General features: G+C 43.5%; 18 protein-coding genes. 5 read left to right on the plus strand and 13 right to left on the minus strand.

Going from position 1 to position 16,602, the window contains the following annotated elements; all coding sequences use genetic code 11:
* Positions 1–8 precede the first annotated feature (8 nt).
* The 3 genes from I6H64_RS07700 to I6H64_RS07710 all read right to left on the minus strand — a co-directional run bounded on the left by I6H64_RS07700 (position 9) and on the right by I6H64_RS07710 (position 2,184).
* Positions 9–1,463 (minus strand): 6-phospho-beta-glucosidase, encoded by a 1,455-nt coding sequence (locus I6H64_RS07700; protein ID WP_008842087.1) that lies wholly within the window; start codon positions 1,461–1,463, stop codon positions 9–11.
* A gap of 12 nt (positions 1,464–1,475) precedes the next feature.
* Positions 1,476–1,799 (minus strand): PTS lactose/cellobiose transporter subunit IIA, encoded by a 324-nt coding sequence (locus I6H64_RS07705; protein ID WP_002830184.1) that lies wholly within the window; start codon positions 1,797–1,799, stop codon positions 1,476–1,478.
* A 73-nt stretch (positions 1,800–1,872) separates the two neighbouring features.
* A complete protein-coding gene (locus tag I6H64_RS07710) occupies positions 1,873–2,184 on the minus strand; it encodes a PTS sugar transporter subunit IIB (protein ID WP_002830186.1) in 312 nt (103 codons plus the stop codon).
* Positions 2,185–2,339: 155 nt separating this feature from the next.
* Here I6H64_RS07710 and I6H64_RS10230 point away from each other — a divergent pair, with 155 nt between their 5' ends.
* The 5 genes from I6H64_RS10230 (at position 2,340) to I6H64_RS07735 (ending at position 7,026) form a co-directional block, all read left to right on the plus strand.
* The gene (locus tag I6H64_RS10230; RefSeq protein WP_036685705.1) at positions 2,340–3,035 is read left to right on the plus strand and encodes a GntR family transcriptional regulator; all 696 of its coding nucleotides are present in this window, start codon (positions 2,340–2,342) and stop codon (positions 3,033–3,035) included.
* Positions 3,036–3,352: 317 nt separating this feature from the next.
* Complete coding sequence (gene trpX / locus I6H64_RS07720) at positions 3,353–4,348, plus strand: tryptophan ABC transporter substrate-binding protein (protein WP_036685708.1); 996 nt, start codon at positions 3,353–3,355, stop codon at positions 4,346–4,348.
* On the plus strand, positions 4,345–5,265 hold the full coding sequence (locus I6H64_RS07725) for an ABC transporter permease (RefSeq protein WP_005919792.1): 921 nt from the start codon (positions 4,345–4,347) through the stop codon (positions 5,263–5,265). The genes trpX and I6H64_RS07725 overlap by 4 nt, the downstream gene beginning before the upstream one ends.
* Positions 5,258–6,016 (plus strand): ABC transporter ATP-binding protein, encoded by a 759-nt coding sequence (locus I6H64_RS07730; RefSeq protein WP_024862667.1) that lies wholly within the window; start codon positions 5,258–5,260, stop codon positions 6,014–6,016. Before I6H64_RS07725 ends, I6H64_RS07730 begins: the two co-directional genes overlap by 8 nt.
* Positions 6,017–6,150: 134 nt before the next feature.
* Positions 6,151–7,026 (plus strand): alpha/beta hydrolase, encoded by an 876-nt coding sequence (locus I6H64_RS07735; protein ID WP_036685711.1) that lies wholly within the window; start codon positions 6,151–6,153, stop codon positions 7,024–7,026.
* Positions 7,027–7,133: 107 nt separating this feature from the next.
* Here the strand turns inward: I6H64_RS07735 and I6H64_RS07740 are convergent, their stop codons facing one another.
* From I6H64_RS07740 to metG, 10 genes are all read right to left on the minus strand, one after another.
* On the minus strand, positions 7,134–8,570 hold the full coding sequence (locus tag I6H64_RS07740) for a DHA2 family efflux MFS transporter permease subunit (RefSeq protein ID WP_056985026.1): 1,437 nt from the start codon (positions 8,568–8,570) through the stop codon (positions 7,134–7,136).
* 255 nt (positions 8,571–8,825) lie between these two features.
* Positions 8,826–9,278 (minus strand): universal stress protein, encoded by a 453-nt coding sequence (locus I6H64_RS07745; protein ID WP_002830968.1) that lies wholly within the window; start codon positions 9,276–9,278, stop codon positions 8,826–8,828.
* A 14-nt stretch (positions 9,279–9,292) separates the two neighbouring features.
* Complete coding sequence (locus I6H64_RS07750) at positions 9,293–9,772, minus strand: universal stress protein (protein ID WP_005919802.1); 480 nt, start codon at positions 9,770–9,772, stop codon at positions 9,293–9,295.
* Positions 9,773–9,910: 138 nt separating this feature from the next.
* Positions 9,911–10,423, minus strand: coding sequence for a TetR/AcrR family transcriptional regulator (locus I6H64_RS07755; protein WP_002830194.1), 513 nt, complete (start codon positions 10,421–10,423; stop codon positions 9,911–9,913).
* Between the two features lie 9 nt (positions 10,424–10,432).
* Positions 10,433–11,284 (minus strand): 4-(cytidine 5'-diphospho)-2-C-methyl-D-erythritol kinase, encoded by an 852-nt coding sequence (gene ispE / locus I6H64_RS07760; protein ID WP_002830195.1) that lies wholly within the window; start codon positions 11,282–11,284, stop codon positions 10,433–10,435.
* Positions 11,285–11,631: 347 nt separating this feature from the next.
* A complete protein-coding gene (locus I6H64_RS07765; RefSeq protein ID WP_002830196.1) occupies positions 11,632–11,937 on the minus strand; it encodes a Veg family protein in 306 nt (101 codons plus the stop codon).
* 126 nt (positions 11,938–12,063) lie between these two features.
* Complete coding sequence (rsmA, locus tag I6H64_RS07770; protein ID WP_002830198.1) at positions 12,064–12,957, minus strand: 16S rRNA (adenine(1518)-N(6)/adenine(1519)-N(6))-dimethyltransferase RsmA; 894 nt, start codon at positions 12,955–12,957, stop codon at positions 12,064–12,066.
* Positions 12,941–13,510, minus strand: coding sequence for a ribonuclease M5 (rnmV, locus tag I6H64_RS07775; protein ID WP_008842097.1), 570 nt, complete (start codon positions 13,508–13,510; stop codon positions 12,941–12,943). Before rnmV ends, rsmA begins: the two co-directional genes overlap by 17 nt.
* The gene (locus I6H64_RS07780) at positions 13,497–14,279 is read right to left on the minus strand and encodes a TatD family hydrolase (RefSeq protein ID WP_008842098.1); all 783 of its coding nucleotides are present in this window, start codon (positions 14,277–14,279) and stop codon (positions 13,497–13,499) included. The genes rnmV and I6H64_RS07780 overlap by 14 nt, the downstream gene beginning before the upstream one ends.
* A gap of 279 nt (positions 14,280–14,558) precedes the next feature.
* A complete protein-coding gene (metG, locus tag I6H64_RS07785; protein WP_036672267.1) occupies positions 14,559–16,583 on the minus strand; it encodes a methionine--tRNA ligase in 2,025 nt (674 codons plus the stop codon).
* Positions 16,584–16,602: the final 19 nt, after the last annotated feature.

The raw sequence follows: 16,602 nt of genomic DNA on the forward strand, positions 1-16,602 counted from the left end.
GGTTTTAATTAATTAGTAGTTAAATCCGCCCCGTTTGAAGCAATTACCTTTTGGTACCAAGCAAATGAATCCTTCTTAGAACGCGCTAGACTTCCATGACCTGCGTCATCTTGGTCGACATAAATAAAGCCATAACGCTTGGCCATTTCACCCGTGCTAGCTGAGATTAAATCGATGCAGCCCCACGGAGTGTAGCCAATCAAATCAACTCCGTCTAACACGACGGCCTTTTCCATCTCGAGAATGTGGTCATGGAAATACTTAATCCGGTAGTCGTCATGAACCTGGCCATCGGCGGTCTTTTGATCGTAAGCGCCAAAACCGTTTTCCACGATGAATTGTGGTTTATGCCAACGGTCTTGCATCCAATTCATGGAATAACGCAAACCGATTGGATCAATTTGCCAGCCCCAATCTGATTTTGCTACGTACGGATTATCCACTAAATCAGTAGACTCCCGGTAGGCGTAGTCGGGATCGTCGTCATTAGCCTTTGTCGTAAAGGACATGTAGTAACTAAAGCCAATGTAATCTACCGTGCCCTGCGCTAAAATTTCGCGGTCTTCATCGCTGATGTCCACGGAAATATTACGCCGTTGCCAGTACTTCAACAGCCATGCGGGATATTCACCATTCGCCTGAACATCACCATAGTAATAGCGGGTCTGCATTGCCCGTTCAGCCTTCATAATATCCGCTGGTTTAGCAGTAAGCGGGTAGATCGGACACATGGCAATCATTGCCCCGACTTGATAATCTGGGTCAATTTCGTGAGCCAATTTGACCACCTTCGCGCTTGCAACCATTTCGTTATGGGCCGCCTGGTACATTAACGCTTCTTTATCTGGCGTAGTTTTCGTAACTAGCAACCCCGAGTTTTGGAGCAGCGGGTGCGGATCGTCATAATCAGCTTGATTATTAATTTCATTAAAAGTCATCCAATATTTAACTTTACCGCGATAACGTTCCATTACCGTCTTGGCAAACCGGACGAAAAAGTCGATTAGTTTTCGATTAGTCCAACCGCCATATTCCTTTACTAGGTGATAAGGCATTTCAAAATGGGACAGGGTGATAATTGGCTGAATATCATGTTTTAAAAGTTCATCAAAAACGTCATCGTAAAACTTTAATCCGGCCTCGTTGGGTTCCGTTTCGTCGCCGTTAGGGAAAATCCGTGTCCAAGCGATCGAAGTCCGAAAGCACTTAAAGCCCATCTCAGCAAAAAGAGCGATATCTTCGCGATAGTGATGGTAAAAATCAATTCCCCAATGGTTAGGGTAAATCTCACCATCCACCACTCCGTCCGTAACTTTACGCGGAGTGTCTTTATTGCCTGCCGTCATGACGTCCGCAATGCTAACGCCCTTCCCGTCGGCTTGCCATCCGCCTTCAAACTGATGGGCTGCAACTGCGCCGCCCCATAAGAAACCAGCGGGCATCCGATAATTTTCTTCCGTCATCAAATCTCCACCTTACTTTTCAGCTAATTTCTTATATAAGTCCACAATTTCTCCGGCTAAATCCCGGAAAGTGATGGCATTCATGATGTGATCTTGGGAATGAACCGTTAATAAAGTTACCTTGGCATGGTTGCCGTTGGCTTCTTCAGTCAGCATCCCGGTTTGGGCGTTATGTGCTTCAGTCAAAAAGCCGTCAGATTCCTTCAATTTTTCATCGGCACGCTTAAAGTCACCTTCCTTAGCAGCGTTAATTGCTTCAAAAGCAGAACTCTTTGCGTTCCCTCCGTTAATAATTAATCCCATAATTGCTTGCATATCTTGTTCTTGTTCAGCCATTTAATTTACCCCTTTCGATACAAAAAAGCGCTCCAGTTAAGTGAAAGCGCTTTTAAAAAATTCACAACGTTACTTAATTTCCCATTGCTGATAAAGCTTCTTTGAGAACTTTTTCGCCGTTCATCATGCCGTAGTCTTGCATATCAATAACTTCTACTGGAATATCTAATTTCTTTTTGAAGTTGTCTTCTAGATAACGAACTTGCGGTCCAAGCATCAAAATATCTGGTGATTTTTCGGATAATTTGTTATCCGCATCGGATGCCGCCGTTGCAAAGATTTCCGCGTCAACGCCTTCAGCTTCCGCAGCTTTTTGCATCTTGGAAACTAGTAAACTAGTCGACATTCCTGCCGCACATACTAACATAATTGTTTTTTCAGCCATATGAATCACTCCTGTAATAAATTTAATTTAGGCGGTTGACTATGAAACCGCTTACGTTACAATTGAATTATAAAACGTAGGTACAAATTTTACAAGTGCCAAACATTTAAATTTGTCACCAGGTTATTAAAACCAGATAAAGAAGGTGTCACTAATTGTATACATTTATCGCAAATGATTTGATTTATAAAATAAATCACCAGCAGTTCAAGGTAAAATTGCCTACCGAATACGAATTAATGCAAAAGTATAACGTTAGCCGGAACACAATTCGTAAGGCCATCGACATCATTAGCCAAAAGGGACTCGTCCGTCGGGTTCAAGGCAGCGGATACTACATTAATAATATTGGCGCGGACACCGATCGGATCGTTAACCTCACCATGGGGGTTTCCGAGGGGTTTAACCACCAAAAGCTAACTTCTCGGGTAGTTACTTTCGACCGGATGATTGCCGACCGGGCCATGGCGAATGAGTTTGGTTGTGAAGATGGCGATGAACTATACCGAATCATCCGGTACCGTTACCGTAAAAATCAGCCTTATATATTGGAATACGCTTATTACGAGCGCAATGAAGTTCCCTTTCTACCAGTCGACGTCCTGCACGAATCAATCCTCGAGTTTATTAAAACCGAATACGATGTCACCGTTGATTCGAGCGACCAATACGTTGGCATTGAACCGTTATCGCCAGAAGCTGCGTCCATTACCGGCTTTCCTCAAGGCGATCGCTATATCACCCTTTACCAGTCGCATTACCGGAAGAATAACGTCTTATTCAACTTCTCGAAAGCTTATTACTTAGATCGCAGCACCCGTTTCTACTTCCATGCCATTAACCAGAGCTAGGTAATTTTTAAATCGTCGTTGACAAACTAAAAAGTCTTCCGTTATACTCATGGAAGATTAACTTGTAAGGTAGGAATAAGCAAATGAGCATTTTAAAACGAAAAAATGTCAATAATGGTTGGCAAAGCCGGTAACTAGGTTGTGTTTTGCAAAGGCAAGATACGACCTGTATACAGATCGTATCTGTGCCGGCTCATTTGTGTTGAATAACGCTGATAATCGCCCGCATGGATCATTAACCGCCATGCGGGCCTTTTTTGGACAGGCCCTCTGGGTTTGTCCTTTTTTATTACTTTATTTTAAGGAGCTTTGCTTGTATGAAAAGAATGTTAAGTTTTATCGTCATCATTTTTGCGTTTCTAGGATTTGCCTTTTTCAAAGAAGGAAATTCTACCAACCAGGCTAGCCAAACCACCAAAAAGATTGGCATCCTGCAACTGATGGACCAACCAGCTTTAAAACAAATTCAACGCGGGGTTTACGCTGGCTTAAAGCAAACCGGGTTTACCGAAGGAAAGAATCTAAAGGTGGACTACCAAAATGCTCAGGGAAATCAGAGTAACCTCAAAACCATGAGCGAGAAGTTTGAAAACGAAGGGGTCGACCTATCGATTGGGATTACCACCCCAGCCGCCCTTGCTTTAGCAAATACTACTAGCACAACGCCGGTCATTATGAGCGGGATTACCGATCCCAAAGGTGCTCGTTTAATGACCAATCTAAAGCATCCGACTACGAACGTTACCGGCGTCTCCGACCAGGCGCCGTTAGCCCAACAATTGCAATTAATTCAGCAGCTCATGCCGGATTTGCACACTTTGGGAATCATTTATACTTCTAGTGACAACTCGGCCGTGACCCAGTACCACCAGTTTAAAAAACTGGCCCAGAAGGCGGGCATTAATCTTAAGGCGTATTCCATCGCGAACTCCAACGACCTTAACCAGGTTTCGCAATCCATGGCCCAGGCGGTGGACGCAGTTTACGTTCCAACCGACAACACCATTGCCGGAGCGATGTCAACGTTGGTCAAAAACACCAACGCGGCTAACGTGCCCGTTTTCCCAGCAGTCGATTCCATGGTCAAAAATGGCGGAATTGCCACTTACAGCGTGAACCAGTATAAACTCGGCGTGTTGACTGGAAAAATGGCCGGGCGGATTTTAAAGGGTGAAAAAGTTCGGGAAAATCCGGTCGAATATCTTAAACGCGGCGACCTAACCATTAACTTAAAACAAGCGCAACAAATGGGAATTAAAATTCCTAATAACTTACTACAAAAAGCACAAAAGGAAGGGGTTATTTACAAATGAATCTAATTACTTCTGCTATCGGTCAGGGGTTGCTGTGGGGGCTCCTTGGCGTAGGATTATTTTTAACTTTTCGGATTTTAGACTTTCCTGACATGACCGTGGAAGGGACCTTTCCGTTAGGAGCAGCCGTGAGCGTGACCGCAATTACTCACGGAGTAGACCCGCTTTTGGCAACCGTACTAGCATTTGGCGTAGGTATGTTAGCAGGTCTGACCACCGGTTTACTGTACACTAAGGGTAAAATCCCAATTTTATTGGCCGGAATCTTAGTGATGACCGCCTGCTACTCCATCAACTTACGAATTATGGGGACTTCGAACGTATCCTTATTAGGACATCACACCTTGTTTAGCGGTGCGTTCCTAACTTCATTACCGCCCTTCTTCGATAGCGTACTGTTAGGCTTGTTAATTATCACCGTGGTGGTTGCCCTTCTAGCGCTTTTCTTGCAAACTGAGCTTGGCCAAGCCTTCATTGCAACCGGGGACAACGAAAAAATGGCAAAATCTTTAGGAATTCACACCGACCAAATGAAAAATTTAGGCCTCATGGTTTCCAACGGTTTAATTGCCGTCTCTGGTGCCTTGATCGCCCAAAGTGACGGTTATTCCGACGTTAACATGGGAATTGGAATCATCGTAATCGGTCTTGCTTCAATCATTATCGGCGAAGTAGTTTTTGGCGAGCTGACCATGAACCAGCGTCTCGTTGCCGTGGTTTGCGGTAGCATCATCTACCGGTTCGTACTTCTCTTAGTCCTCAAGGCCGGCTTTAACACCAATGATTTAAACTTAATTTCTTCATTAGTACTGGCCCTTTGCCTAATGTTGCCAACCTTACGCCAAAAGTTGCGTTTATCCAACATTGTCCGCCGCGGCCTTTCACCAATTAGTCAGGAGCGTGATTCAAATGAATAACCAAGTAATTTTAGAATTAAAAAACGTGTCCGTCTACGCCAACCGGCACACTAGCGAAGAAATCCAAATTTTAAAAAACATTAACTTAAAGGTCTACCAAAACGACTTTATCACCTTGTTAGGTTCTAACGGAGCTGGTAAATCAACCCTTTTTAACGTGATCGCTGGAAACTTAGCCGTTGACGAAGGCCAGATTTTGCTTGCGGGAAAAGACATTACCCACCTTTCCGAAGAAAAACGGACTCGCTACATTAGTCGGGTTTTCCAAGACCCTAAGTTGGGAACCGCCCCCCGCATGACCGTTGCGGAAAACCTATTATTAGCTACGAAACGCGGACAACGTCGCGGATTGCGTCCCCGTCGCTTAAACCAACATACTGCCGAATTCAAACAGATTACCGCAAGCATGCCTAACCAACTTAGCGACCGGCTTAAAACCCCAACCGGAAGCCTATCTGGTGGACAGCGCCAGGCTTTAAGCTTCTTGATGGCAACCATCAAACGGCCGGAAATCCTTTTGTTAGATGAGCACACGGCGGCCCTCGACCCCAAAACCAGCACCGAGTTAATGGTGGCTACCCAAGAACGGATTACTGCGGATCATTTAACCGCCCTGATGATCACCCACCAACTTAGCGACGCGGTCAAGTACGGTAACCGGCTTTTAGTCTTGCGAAACGGGCAAATCACCCAAGATTTAAACGCCGAAGAAAAGGCCCGGGCGGATTTACGAGAACTTTCAATTTATTAAGATTACACTGCCTTATATAACGAATCATTATCCTTAACGATTAAAAATAAATATTTTTCATTATCCATAATTGCGGATATAATGTGAACAATTCCAAAGCCATCGGGAATTTCACCAATGTTAAGGAGGATTTGATGAAAAAAATATTATTAGTTTTAATAGGGTTGTTGATTATCGCAACTGGAATAGTCTACTTGACGGGTCCGCATCGTTCATCAACCACCGCAAAATACGTTCAGTCCACCACTCCAACGTTATTTGTCCATGGCTGGGGGAGCAGCTTTCACGCCGAAGAAAAAATGGTGGACGCAGCTCGCCAAGCCGGGGTAACTAATACCGTAGTCCGCGCGGACGTTGCTAAAAATGGTAAAGTTACGTTTAACCACTCCATCCCCGCGGACGCAATTAACCCCATTGTGGAAGTTAACTTAGCGGATAATAAATTGACGGCAAATAATGACCACGAAGATTACGTTAGCGGATATCATCGTGGTGGCGAATACATTAAACAAGTTGTCGTCGCTTTAGAAAAACAGCATCATTATCACTCAATCAACCTAGTTGGTCATTCGATGGGAAATCTTGAAATTATCAATTATCTCAATGATAATTTGCACAATGCCAAGCTTCCTCAGGTGGCTCACTTGGTAGCAATTGCGGGGCATTACAACGGGCTGATGGGTGAAAAGAAGAGTGAGCAAGCCACCGTTAATCAGGCTACTGGTAAACCAAGCTGGATGGCCCCTGCTTACCGAGAATTGCTTAACCTGCGCAAAAATTTTCCTACTTCAACTGCCGTACTTAATATTTATGGCGATTTAGACGATGGGAGTCATTCTGACGAAGCCGTGCCGGTAAATTCTGCCAAGTCGCTAAAATATTTAGTAAGTCCGCGAGCCAAGTCGTACACGGAGCTTGAAATCCAGGGGAAAAACGCGCAACACAGCAAGTTGCATAACAATGCCCGGGTTAACCGTGCGTTGATTAAGTTTTTATGGCAAAAGAAGTAGCAGTCACTTTTAAGCACTTCCGCCCACTAATCTAAGAAATCAGCTAACACAAAAATAGCCTTACTGAAAAATCTATTTCAGTAAGGCTATTTTAGTGGCTTAATCGCTTATTTTTCAGCATCCTTAGCCGTAGTAATTCTCAATGAAGCTAATAAACCAACCACGATTAACGCAATTGTGAAGTAAAATCCGTAATGCGTTCCGTTCGTAAATGCTGCACTCAAGTGGCCACTGCCATGGTGATTTTGATATGCCGCTTGGCCAATTCCCAACAAACTAGTTGCCAAGGCCGTCGCAATCGCACCTACAATTTGTTGCATAGTGTTCATGATGGTACTTCCATCACCAGATTGTGCTCCCTGTAATGAATTCAACGCGTACGTTTGCGCTGGAGACATTGCTAACGGAGCGCCGACCATCAAAATTACGTGTGCCGCAATTAAGTAAGCAATCGACGTATGGGTGGTGGTGAATACTAGCATCAATGCACCTACCAAGGCAATGATTAAGCCTAAGCGTACCGGAGTCTTTGCGCCCACCTTATCATAAAGCCGGCCAGCAACTGCAGATACCAACGCGTTAATAATACCACCAGGCAACATGATAATCCCTGTTAAGGCAACTGGTAGTAACAACCCCCGTTGAATGTACATTGGCAACAAGTACATTGCCGACAAAATAATGCCGAAATCTAACATTACTAAGACCGCGCCGGTTCGAAAAGCCGGAATGGCAAAAATCTTTAAGTTAAGGACTGGTTCAGCAAGGGCAAGTTGCCGCTTAACGTAAAGTGCTAAGACGACGATTCCAACAATCAACGAACCCAGCACTAGCGGGGAAGCCCAACCTTGTTCACTGGCAAAGCTGACGCCCATTACGATTCCAGAAAAACCAATAATTGATTCTAGTAGGGAAAGGACGTCCACCTTAGGCTTCGTCAATTCACCGACGTTCTTCAAACCAAAAATCGCAAATAATAGCGCAATTACTAAGAATGGCACAAACGCCCAGAAAATCCAATTCCAAGATAACTTAGCTAAAATTAAACCGGTCAACGTTGGACCAATTGCTGGTGCAAACATAATTACCAAGGCACACATTCCCATTGCCGCACCCAGTTTGTAAGGCGGGAAAACTTGCATTGCCACGGTAAACATCATTGGCAAGATCAAACCGGTCGCGATTCCTTGAATCATGCGCCCAGCCAATAACATTGGAAAGGCTGTTGATAACGCAGAAACTACCGCTCCGACGATAAACGCCAACAACCCAAATATAATAATTTGACGGGTAGTAAACCATTTCGAAATTAAACTCGAAAATGGTAATACGATTCCGATTACCAACATGTAACCCGTTACTAACCACTGAATCGTACCAGCGGCGACGTTTAAATGGCTCATTAATTGTGGTAAAGCAATGTTTAACGAAGTTTCGCTAAACATTCCTACGAACGCGCCAATCATCATGCTTGCCATGACTATCATGGGATGAACAACTGGAACTCTAGCTTGCATCATGCCATTGTTTTCATTTTGTTTCATTTAAAATCAAACCCTCTTTCTTTCACGTACTCTAGTTGTTTTAAGTACCCTATCTAATGACGCAACTAGATTACTATAGCAGAAAGAAAATTTTTTCGTAAGTTTTTTCTTGAAACTTCGTGAAAACCACGTCCCCATTGTTCTTAAAATGCAAAAAGAGTCTACAGAGAACATCTCGCAGACCCTTTATTTACTCATTTAATTAGTTATTCATCGGTTTCAGAAATCGGCTAGTACCTTATTGAAAATAATGGTTTAACGGACCACCAGTACTGAAATCGGCGCGTGTTTAGCCATGTATGACGCTTGCGAACCAAAATATTTGGCCATGCCCGTCTTAGAAGAGGATCCAATCACTAATAAATCCGGGTTAACTCGCGGAATTACGTTTTTGACAATCGTTTCGCCGGCTTCCCCTTCGGCAATGTAAGTTTGGACCTTCTTGATTCCAAATTCAAGCGCAATTTTTCGGTAGTCTTGCAAATGTTTTTCTAGCTCAGCCCGTTTTTGGGTAATAAAGTTTTTATCCAACGCCTGGTAAATATTAATGTCGTTTTCTTCAATAACCGTTACCAAGTCCAATTCAGCATCATCTTGTTTAGCCCGGTTCATTGCAAACCGAAAAGCTAATTGCGCGTCCGGGGAATCGTCTACCCCGACTAAAATTTGACTGAATCTTCTTGGGTTCAATTCCCGCGTACTACTCATCTCAATTCCTCCTGTTATACTTCCTTAGCAATCGTGAAATTATCCATTTTGGTGCGAACCAGCAAAACGTCAACTGGCGCAATGCGAACTACGTAATCAGCTACCGAACCGAGCAGCGTTCGTTGCAAAGCGTTCAGGCCGGTCGACCCCATCATAATCAGGTCGGTTCCTAACTTCTCTGGCAAATTAGTGGCCACCACGGTTTTCGGATCGCCGGCTTCCACGTATACGTCAATATCAGTAAAGTGATACTTTTGCTGAATTTGTTCCTTAATGTTATCGACATATTCCTTAGCTCGGAGGAGGGATACTTCGACGTAATTCATGTTAGTACCCATATGCCCATAAATATCCATAAAACGTGAGGACTGAATAACGGTAACCACGTCTAAATGTCCATGGTTCCGCTGAGCCACCGAAATTGCTTTTTTCAGCGCCCATTCACTATTAGCAGAGCCATCAATTGGTACTAAGATCTTTTTATACTCGAGCATGTCCATCACTCCCATAATTTATGCTTCTATTATAGTAAATTTCCTACGAGAGCGCTACCAATCCCCCATAGCAGAACGGTTTCCGCCCATTATACCGTTGCCACGTTCTTTAACCAGTTTGGCAACTATGTAAATATGCTACCTTAAGAAGCGATGTGCAACCATTACCATTTCTTGGTTTGTCTGCACGAGTCCATCCTTCACCCATTGCACAACCATTTGACTTAAGCCGCCAGCCGCAAAATTAACCCACATTACGGGGATGTCCGTCCGTAATTTGAAAATTCCTTTTTCAATTAGATCGGTTAGGTAAAAATGCAATTTATTATACAAGCGGTCGTTTAAATCAGCGTCGATTAAAATTCCAATGTAATAAGCATTTTTCCGACAAACCGCAAAGTAAGCCTCCAAGAAGGCACTAATATCGTGATTAGGACGAGTCATTAAGTAGTTAAAAAATTCCGTAAATATCTGGTCAATTTTATAGTCAATGATTTGGTCCTTAGATTTAAAACTTCGGTAGTACGACATCCGCGAAACTGACGCAGTCTGGCAAATGTTACTAACTGATATGCTGGCTAACTCATTATCCTTTAACAACTCAAATAACCCGTCGACAATTTTCTTTTTTGTTGCTTCATGATTAGCCATTTCTATCCCTCACAAAATTCTCACTAAATATACTTCATGACAAAAACCCTTTAAACTGTTAACAATATGTTTAGCCCGGGTCGACTTGGAACAAATTCCAAACACGGTCGGGCCGGTACCGCTCATTTGCGCTGCGTCCGCCCCGAATTGTTTAATTTTATCCTTAATTTTTAGTACTTCCGGATGTTCTTTTCCGGTTACTTGTTCTAAAACGTTCCCCATATAACGACAAATACTATCATAATCCTCGTGTTCAATCGCGTCGAGCATTAATTTAATATTTGAGTGTTGTAAAGTTTGGTGTTCAATTTTACTAATAATATGGGGCGTAGAAACGCTAAGCTTGGGCTTGGCAATTACCACCCACATTGGGGGCAGCTTTTTTAAGGGAATCACCTTTTCACCCTTTCCCAAAACGTGTGCCGTATGCCCATAGACGCAAAACGGAACGTCCGAATCGATGGTCAACCCAATTTTAGCCAATTCTTCGTTATTTAATTTTAAATCCCACAGCTGGTTTAAACCGCGCAATACCGCTGCTGCGTCTGAAGAACCGCCACCTAAACCGGCCGCTACCGGAATGTGTTTTCGAATCTCAATGTTCACTCGCGCGCGGATTTGGTACTTTTCTTGCAAAACTCGGGCTGCTTGATACGCTAAGTTCCGACTATCGTTAGGTAAAAAACCAGTATTCGTCCGCACCTTAATTCCCGTGCGTCCTGGAATACTTTCAATCTTGACATAGTCCGCTAAATCAACCGACGTCATAATCATGTTCCATTCTGGTAAACCATCGGGATGATTGAATGGCGTGTCTAAAAAAAGGTTCAATTTAGCAGGAGCTTTCTCGGTGATTTCCATTTACTCCACCCGCTTTGTTTACTTTTAATACTGATTATACTAGAAAATTAAACAAAATAAAAAAGGGTGTTTAACACAAAGTGAAACTTTACCCTAATTATTAGCAAAACAAGATAATTAAAATAGTTACAAACCAAGCCACCAAGTGTAACTTGGAAAAGCCGCGCCCCAAAGTTCCGGGAAGTAATTTATCCTCTAATATCTATTACACAAAAAACCGCAAAGTCATTAATGACTTTGCGGCCTCTACTGTTTTGGTTAACAGCCCGTTTCCATGCTTAAGAACCGCGTGATTTAGCTTTAATTAGCCTCTCCACCACGGTTCTCCAAGTTTTATTAGCTAGAACTTACTCTGCATCAAATTCTGCTTCGTCTTCTTCATCCTCGATGTCTTCGGCGGCTTCTTCACCATCAGTTTCATCGTCAAAGTTTAGTTTGATGTTTCTAGTTAAAATGTCTGTGTAACTGTACGACACACGTTCGAAGGAGTTCTCGTCTTGATCCAAATCAACTACGAAAACGGCTGGGTATGTCATGTGCAATCGTCCACGCCGTTTAGTTACTTTTTTGCGGCCAGCCTGAGCGACTACCAATAATTCTTCCCCGATACGATTATCGAGTTTATCTTTTATTGTAGCTAGTGTGATTGGCATTAACTTCACCTTCCCATGTGAAACATTCTATCATAGTTTCACAAAAGATGCAATTTTACCACACCAACAATTGAATATCAACGCTTTACATTTAGTTTTTTTGTGCTTTATTTCAATTAAAACGGTTTATTTACGCTTTAGTCCGACAGTTTGGATTTGATTGTGCAAGTTGATGAAATCAACCACCGTTAACCGTTCTGGCCGAATATGCGGGTCAATTTCCAACTCGTCTAATACCGACTGAATTTTTTCTTTAGTTTCCGGTGCCTTACCGTACAATCCCTGCATGTTATTCCACAAGTTCTTTCGCCGGTGCATAAAGCATCCGTGCACCGTTTTGAAGAAGTCGCGGTCGTCTGCAGGATAAACTGGCCAATCTTTGCGCGGCGTTAAACTAACAATCGCAGAATCCACTTTTGGTTGTGGGACAAACACCCGGGCAGGAACCGTGAACTCTACCTGAGTTTGCATGCGGTACTGCACCACGACGGATAACGAACCGTATTCCTTGTCACCAGGTTGCGCAGTAAGCCGGTCGGCAACTTCTTTTTGCATCATCACTACCATTTTCGCGATTGGCAATGAGCTTGCCATGAACGATTTTAAGATAGGAGTGGTGATGTAATACGGCAAATTAGCCACTAACTTAATCGGATGCTGTCCGTCGAAATGTTCCGCGACCACTTCGTTAACGTTAACTTTAAGTACGTCTTCGTTGATAATCGTAATGTTATCGTACGGAGCCAGCGTTTCATCTAGAACCGGAATTAAATTTTGGTCAATTTCAAAGGCTAAAACTTGGTGGGCCCGTTTCGCAATTTGCTCCGTAAGGCTCCCAATTCCCGGCCCTACTTCAATCACGTCGTCGCCATCGTTAATTTCGGCTGCGTCCACAATGTTAACCAACACGTTGGGATCGGTTAAAAAGTTTTGACCTAAGCTTTTTTTAGCGGATAGGCCATATTTTTCTAAAATCGCCCGGGTTCGCGTGGGATTCCCAATCTCAATCTGATTCTTCATACTTTCCTCCGTCAATTTGTTGAACTGCTTGTTCAAAATCACTTTTAGCTACCTGAAATAATTGCAACCTTTTTGGTAGTTGCTTTGCGTTTACGTAGCCAATTCCTAATATTTCGCCTAACTTAATTCGGCGTTGTTTAGCCTCTTTTCCCACAATTAATCCAGCTTCCATTAAGTCGTCCTGAGAAATTTGGGGCAACGCTTCGTCATCTTCCGTATAAAGATGCTCTAATGCATGCCGAATTGCTTCTGGACTAGCATGTTCGACCCCTAGACTACCCTTGTGGTCGGGAACGGCATCACTACGCTTTAAGAAAGCATGTTTAACGTTAGGTACTTCGGCCGCGATAGTTTTACGAATTTTTTCACCTGAAAAATCAGGGTCGGTAAACACAATTACTCCCCGTGTTTCTTGCAACTGCTGAATTTGTTCAATCGTTTCCTCAGACAGCGCCGAACCCCGGGTTTCCAAAGTATCCGCATTGACCGCTAAATTAATTCGTTTGGTATCGTCTTTTCCTTCAACTACAATTACTTCTTTAATTTTCTTCATTTTCAATCCCATAAAGTTTACTTGTATTTTCAAAAGTTGCCTTTGCTAATTCGTCTGGATCCATGTCCCGATGGCGGGCCAAAGCTTCTAGGACGTATAGTGCGTAGGCCGGTTCGTTTTGCTTGCCGCGTAAAGGCTCCGGAGCTAAGTATGGTGCGTCGGTTTCCACCATGATCCGATCCAACGGTACTTGGCGAACGGCTTCGTGCACTTCCTTAGTCTTCTTAAAACTCGCCACTCCGCTAAACGAGATGTTTAATCCGAGTTCCAAAAATTTTTCCATCCAAGCAACATCCCCATTGAAACTGTGCATCACGCCCTTGATTGGGTGCGTGCTGGCATTCTTTAAAATTTCGTAGGTATCTTCCATCGCATCCCGGTTATGAATGGCAATCGGTAAATTACGTTCTTGGGCGATTTGGATTTGTTCCGCAAAAACCCGCCGTTGTGTTTTTTGGGGCGACGTATCCCAATGATAGTCTAATCCAATCTCTCCTAAAGCCACTACCTTAGGATTTTTCAACTGTTCCAATAACGTTGCTCGCTCGGATTCATGGAAATCTTTTGCGTCTTCCGGATGCCATCCCACAATCGCGCAGGTGTGGGGGTATTTTTCGGCTAATTCCAGAGCCCGTTGGTTTAAAACGGTGTTGGACCCGACTTGGGCCGTGGCTTTAACCCCTAACTTGCGCGCGTGATCCAGGTACGTTTGCTCGTTTCCCCAAAAAGCTTCGTCATTTAAATGAGTATGTGAATCAAAAATTTTCATCTTGATTGCCTCCCCAACTTATCAAATCGGGCTTAACGCCCCGTTACTTAATAGCAAAAAAGCTGGGGTGAACAACGTTTTTCCCAGCTTCTTCGCATTTCACTTATCAATTCCAGATTCTTAGGATAAACACAGTGGGAGTGGCTGCCTTGCCGAAATCGGCTCCGTAACCCAGCTCTCTCCGGTTAACCAAATTATCTAATCAATCGCCTAACCCGCGATTAATTAAATAATTCCGTTAATCCTCACAAGCTACCCAGGGGACCTCCGCCTCTAGTTTTATCCCAACACATCTCCATTTTCGTGTTTTTCGTCCACCATTACCACGTTTACTTGGCCATCGCGTTCCGTCGACAAAATCATTCCTTGACTAATTTCGCCGCGCATCTTTCTTGGCTTCAAGTTGGCAACGATCACTACCTTCTTACCCACTAATTCTTCTGGGTTTGGATACCACTGTGCAATTCCGGACAAAATTTGGCGTGGTTCTTCATCGCCCGCATCTAATTTGAACTTCAATAACCTGTCAGCGCCCTCTACGTGGCCCGCTTCCAGAATTTCTGCTACCCGTAGTTCAACCTTATCGAATGCTTCAATGCGAATTTCTTTTTTAGCTTCGTTTACGTTTTCTTCCGTAGCCTTTGCTTGATTTGCTTCTGCCATTGCTGCCCGTCCCTTCTTTTTGTCTGATTGAGTCATTTGACCCTTCAAAAATGCCGCTTCTTTTTCAATATCTAACCGAGGGAAAATTGGCGTTCCCTTTTCTACCACCTTAGTGCCGGCTGGAATTTCGCCAAAGTGTAAACCTTGAAGTTCCATCGTTGCCGGATCCAAACCTAGTTGGCCGAAAATCTTCGCTGGTGATTGCGTCATCACCGGTTGAATCAAAATTGCGATAATCCGTAAGCTTTCCGCAAGGTGGTTCATTACGCTAGCTAATTTTTGTTTTGATTCTTCATCATCGTTACGCGCTAGAATCCATGGCGTAGTTTCATCAATGTACTTGTTTGAACGAGAAACTAACTTCCAAACTTCAGCCAATGCGTCACTAAAGTGCATGCTTTCCATTAACTCTTGATAATTTTTAATGGTTTCTGCAGCAACCTTTTCAAGGTCCGCATCGACTTCGTTAACCCCGCTTTGGAACGTAGGAATTACGCCGCCTTCGTACTTGTTAATCATGGCAACGGTCCGGTTCAATAAGTTCCCCAGGTCGTTTGCCAAATCAAAATTAATCTTAGAAACAAAGTCTTCTGGCGTGAAGTTTCCGTCGTTACTGTAAGGCATTGCCTTCAATAGATAATAGCGAAGTGCGTCTAACCCGTATTTTTCCACGATGGTTTCGGGATAAATTACGTTTCCCTTTGACTTGGACATCTTGTCATCCTTCATCAATAACCAACCGTGGCCGTAAATTTGTTTTGGCATTTCTAAGCCCAACGCGTGCAACATGATTGGCCAGTAAATAGTGTGGAACCGTACGATTTCCTTACCAACCATGTGTACGTTAGCCGGCCAGTAACGTTTAAACAAGCTGTCATCGTCACTACCGTAACCTAACGCGGTGATATAGTTAGAAAGTGCGTCGATCCAAACGTAAATTACGTGTTTAGGATCATTTTTAACGGGAACTCCCCACTTGAAGCTCGTCCGGGTCACCGCTAAATCTTCAAGACCTGGCTTAATGAAGTTGTTGATCATTTCGTGCATCCGGCTAGCTGGTTGAATGAAGTCGGGATGTTTTTCGTAATAATCTAGCAGCCAGTCCGCGTACTTACTCATCTTGAAAAAGTACGATTCTTCCTTAACTAATTCAACTTCGTTACCAGAAGGTGCTTTACCACCAATTACCTTGCCGTTTTCATCACGGTAAACCTCAGCTAATTGGGATTCAGTGAAGTATTCTTCGTCAGAAACGGAGTACCAGCCTTCGTACTCGCCGAGGTAAATGTCGCCTTGGTCAAGCAGCTTCTGGAAGATGTATTGAACGGACTTTTCGTGAGCTTCATCGGTAGTCCGAATGAACTTGTCGTTGGAAATTTCGAGTAATTTCCAAAGTTCTTTAATCCCTTTGGCCATGTCGTCTACATAAGCTTGGGGGGTGGTGTGTAGAGCTTCCGCCTTTTGTTCAATCTTCAAGCCGTGTTCATCAGTACCGGTTAAAAAGAAGACGTCCTTGCCTTGTAACCGTTGAAAACGGGCTTCCGCATCGCAAGCAATCGTGGTATAGGAATTACCAATGTGCAATTTGCCGGATGGATAATAAATCGGTGTTGTAATGTAATAAGTATTATTTTCTGCCATCATGGTTCCTCAATTCTAG

Source organism: Pediococcus acidilactici, assembly GCF_016127815.1.
GTDB lineage: Bacteria > Bacillota > Bacilli > Lactobacillales > Lactobacillaceae > Pediococcus > Pediococcus acidilactici.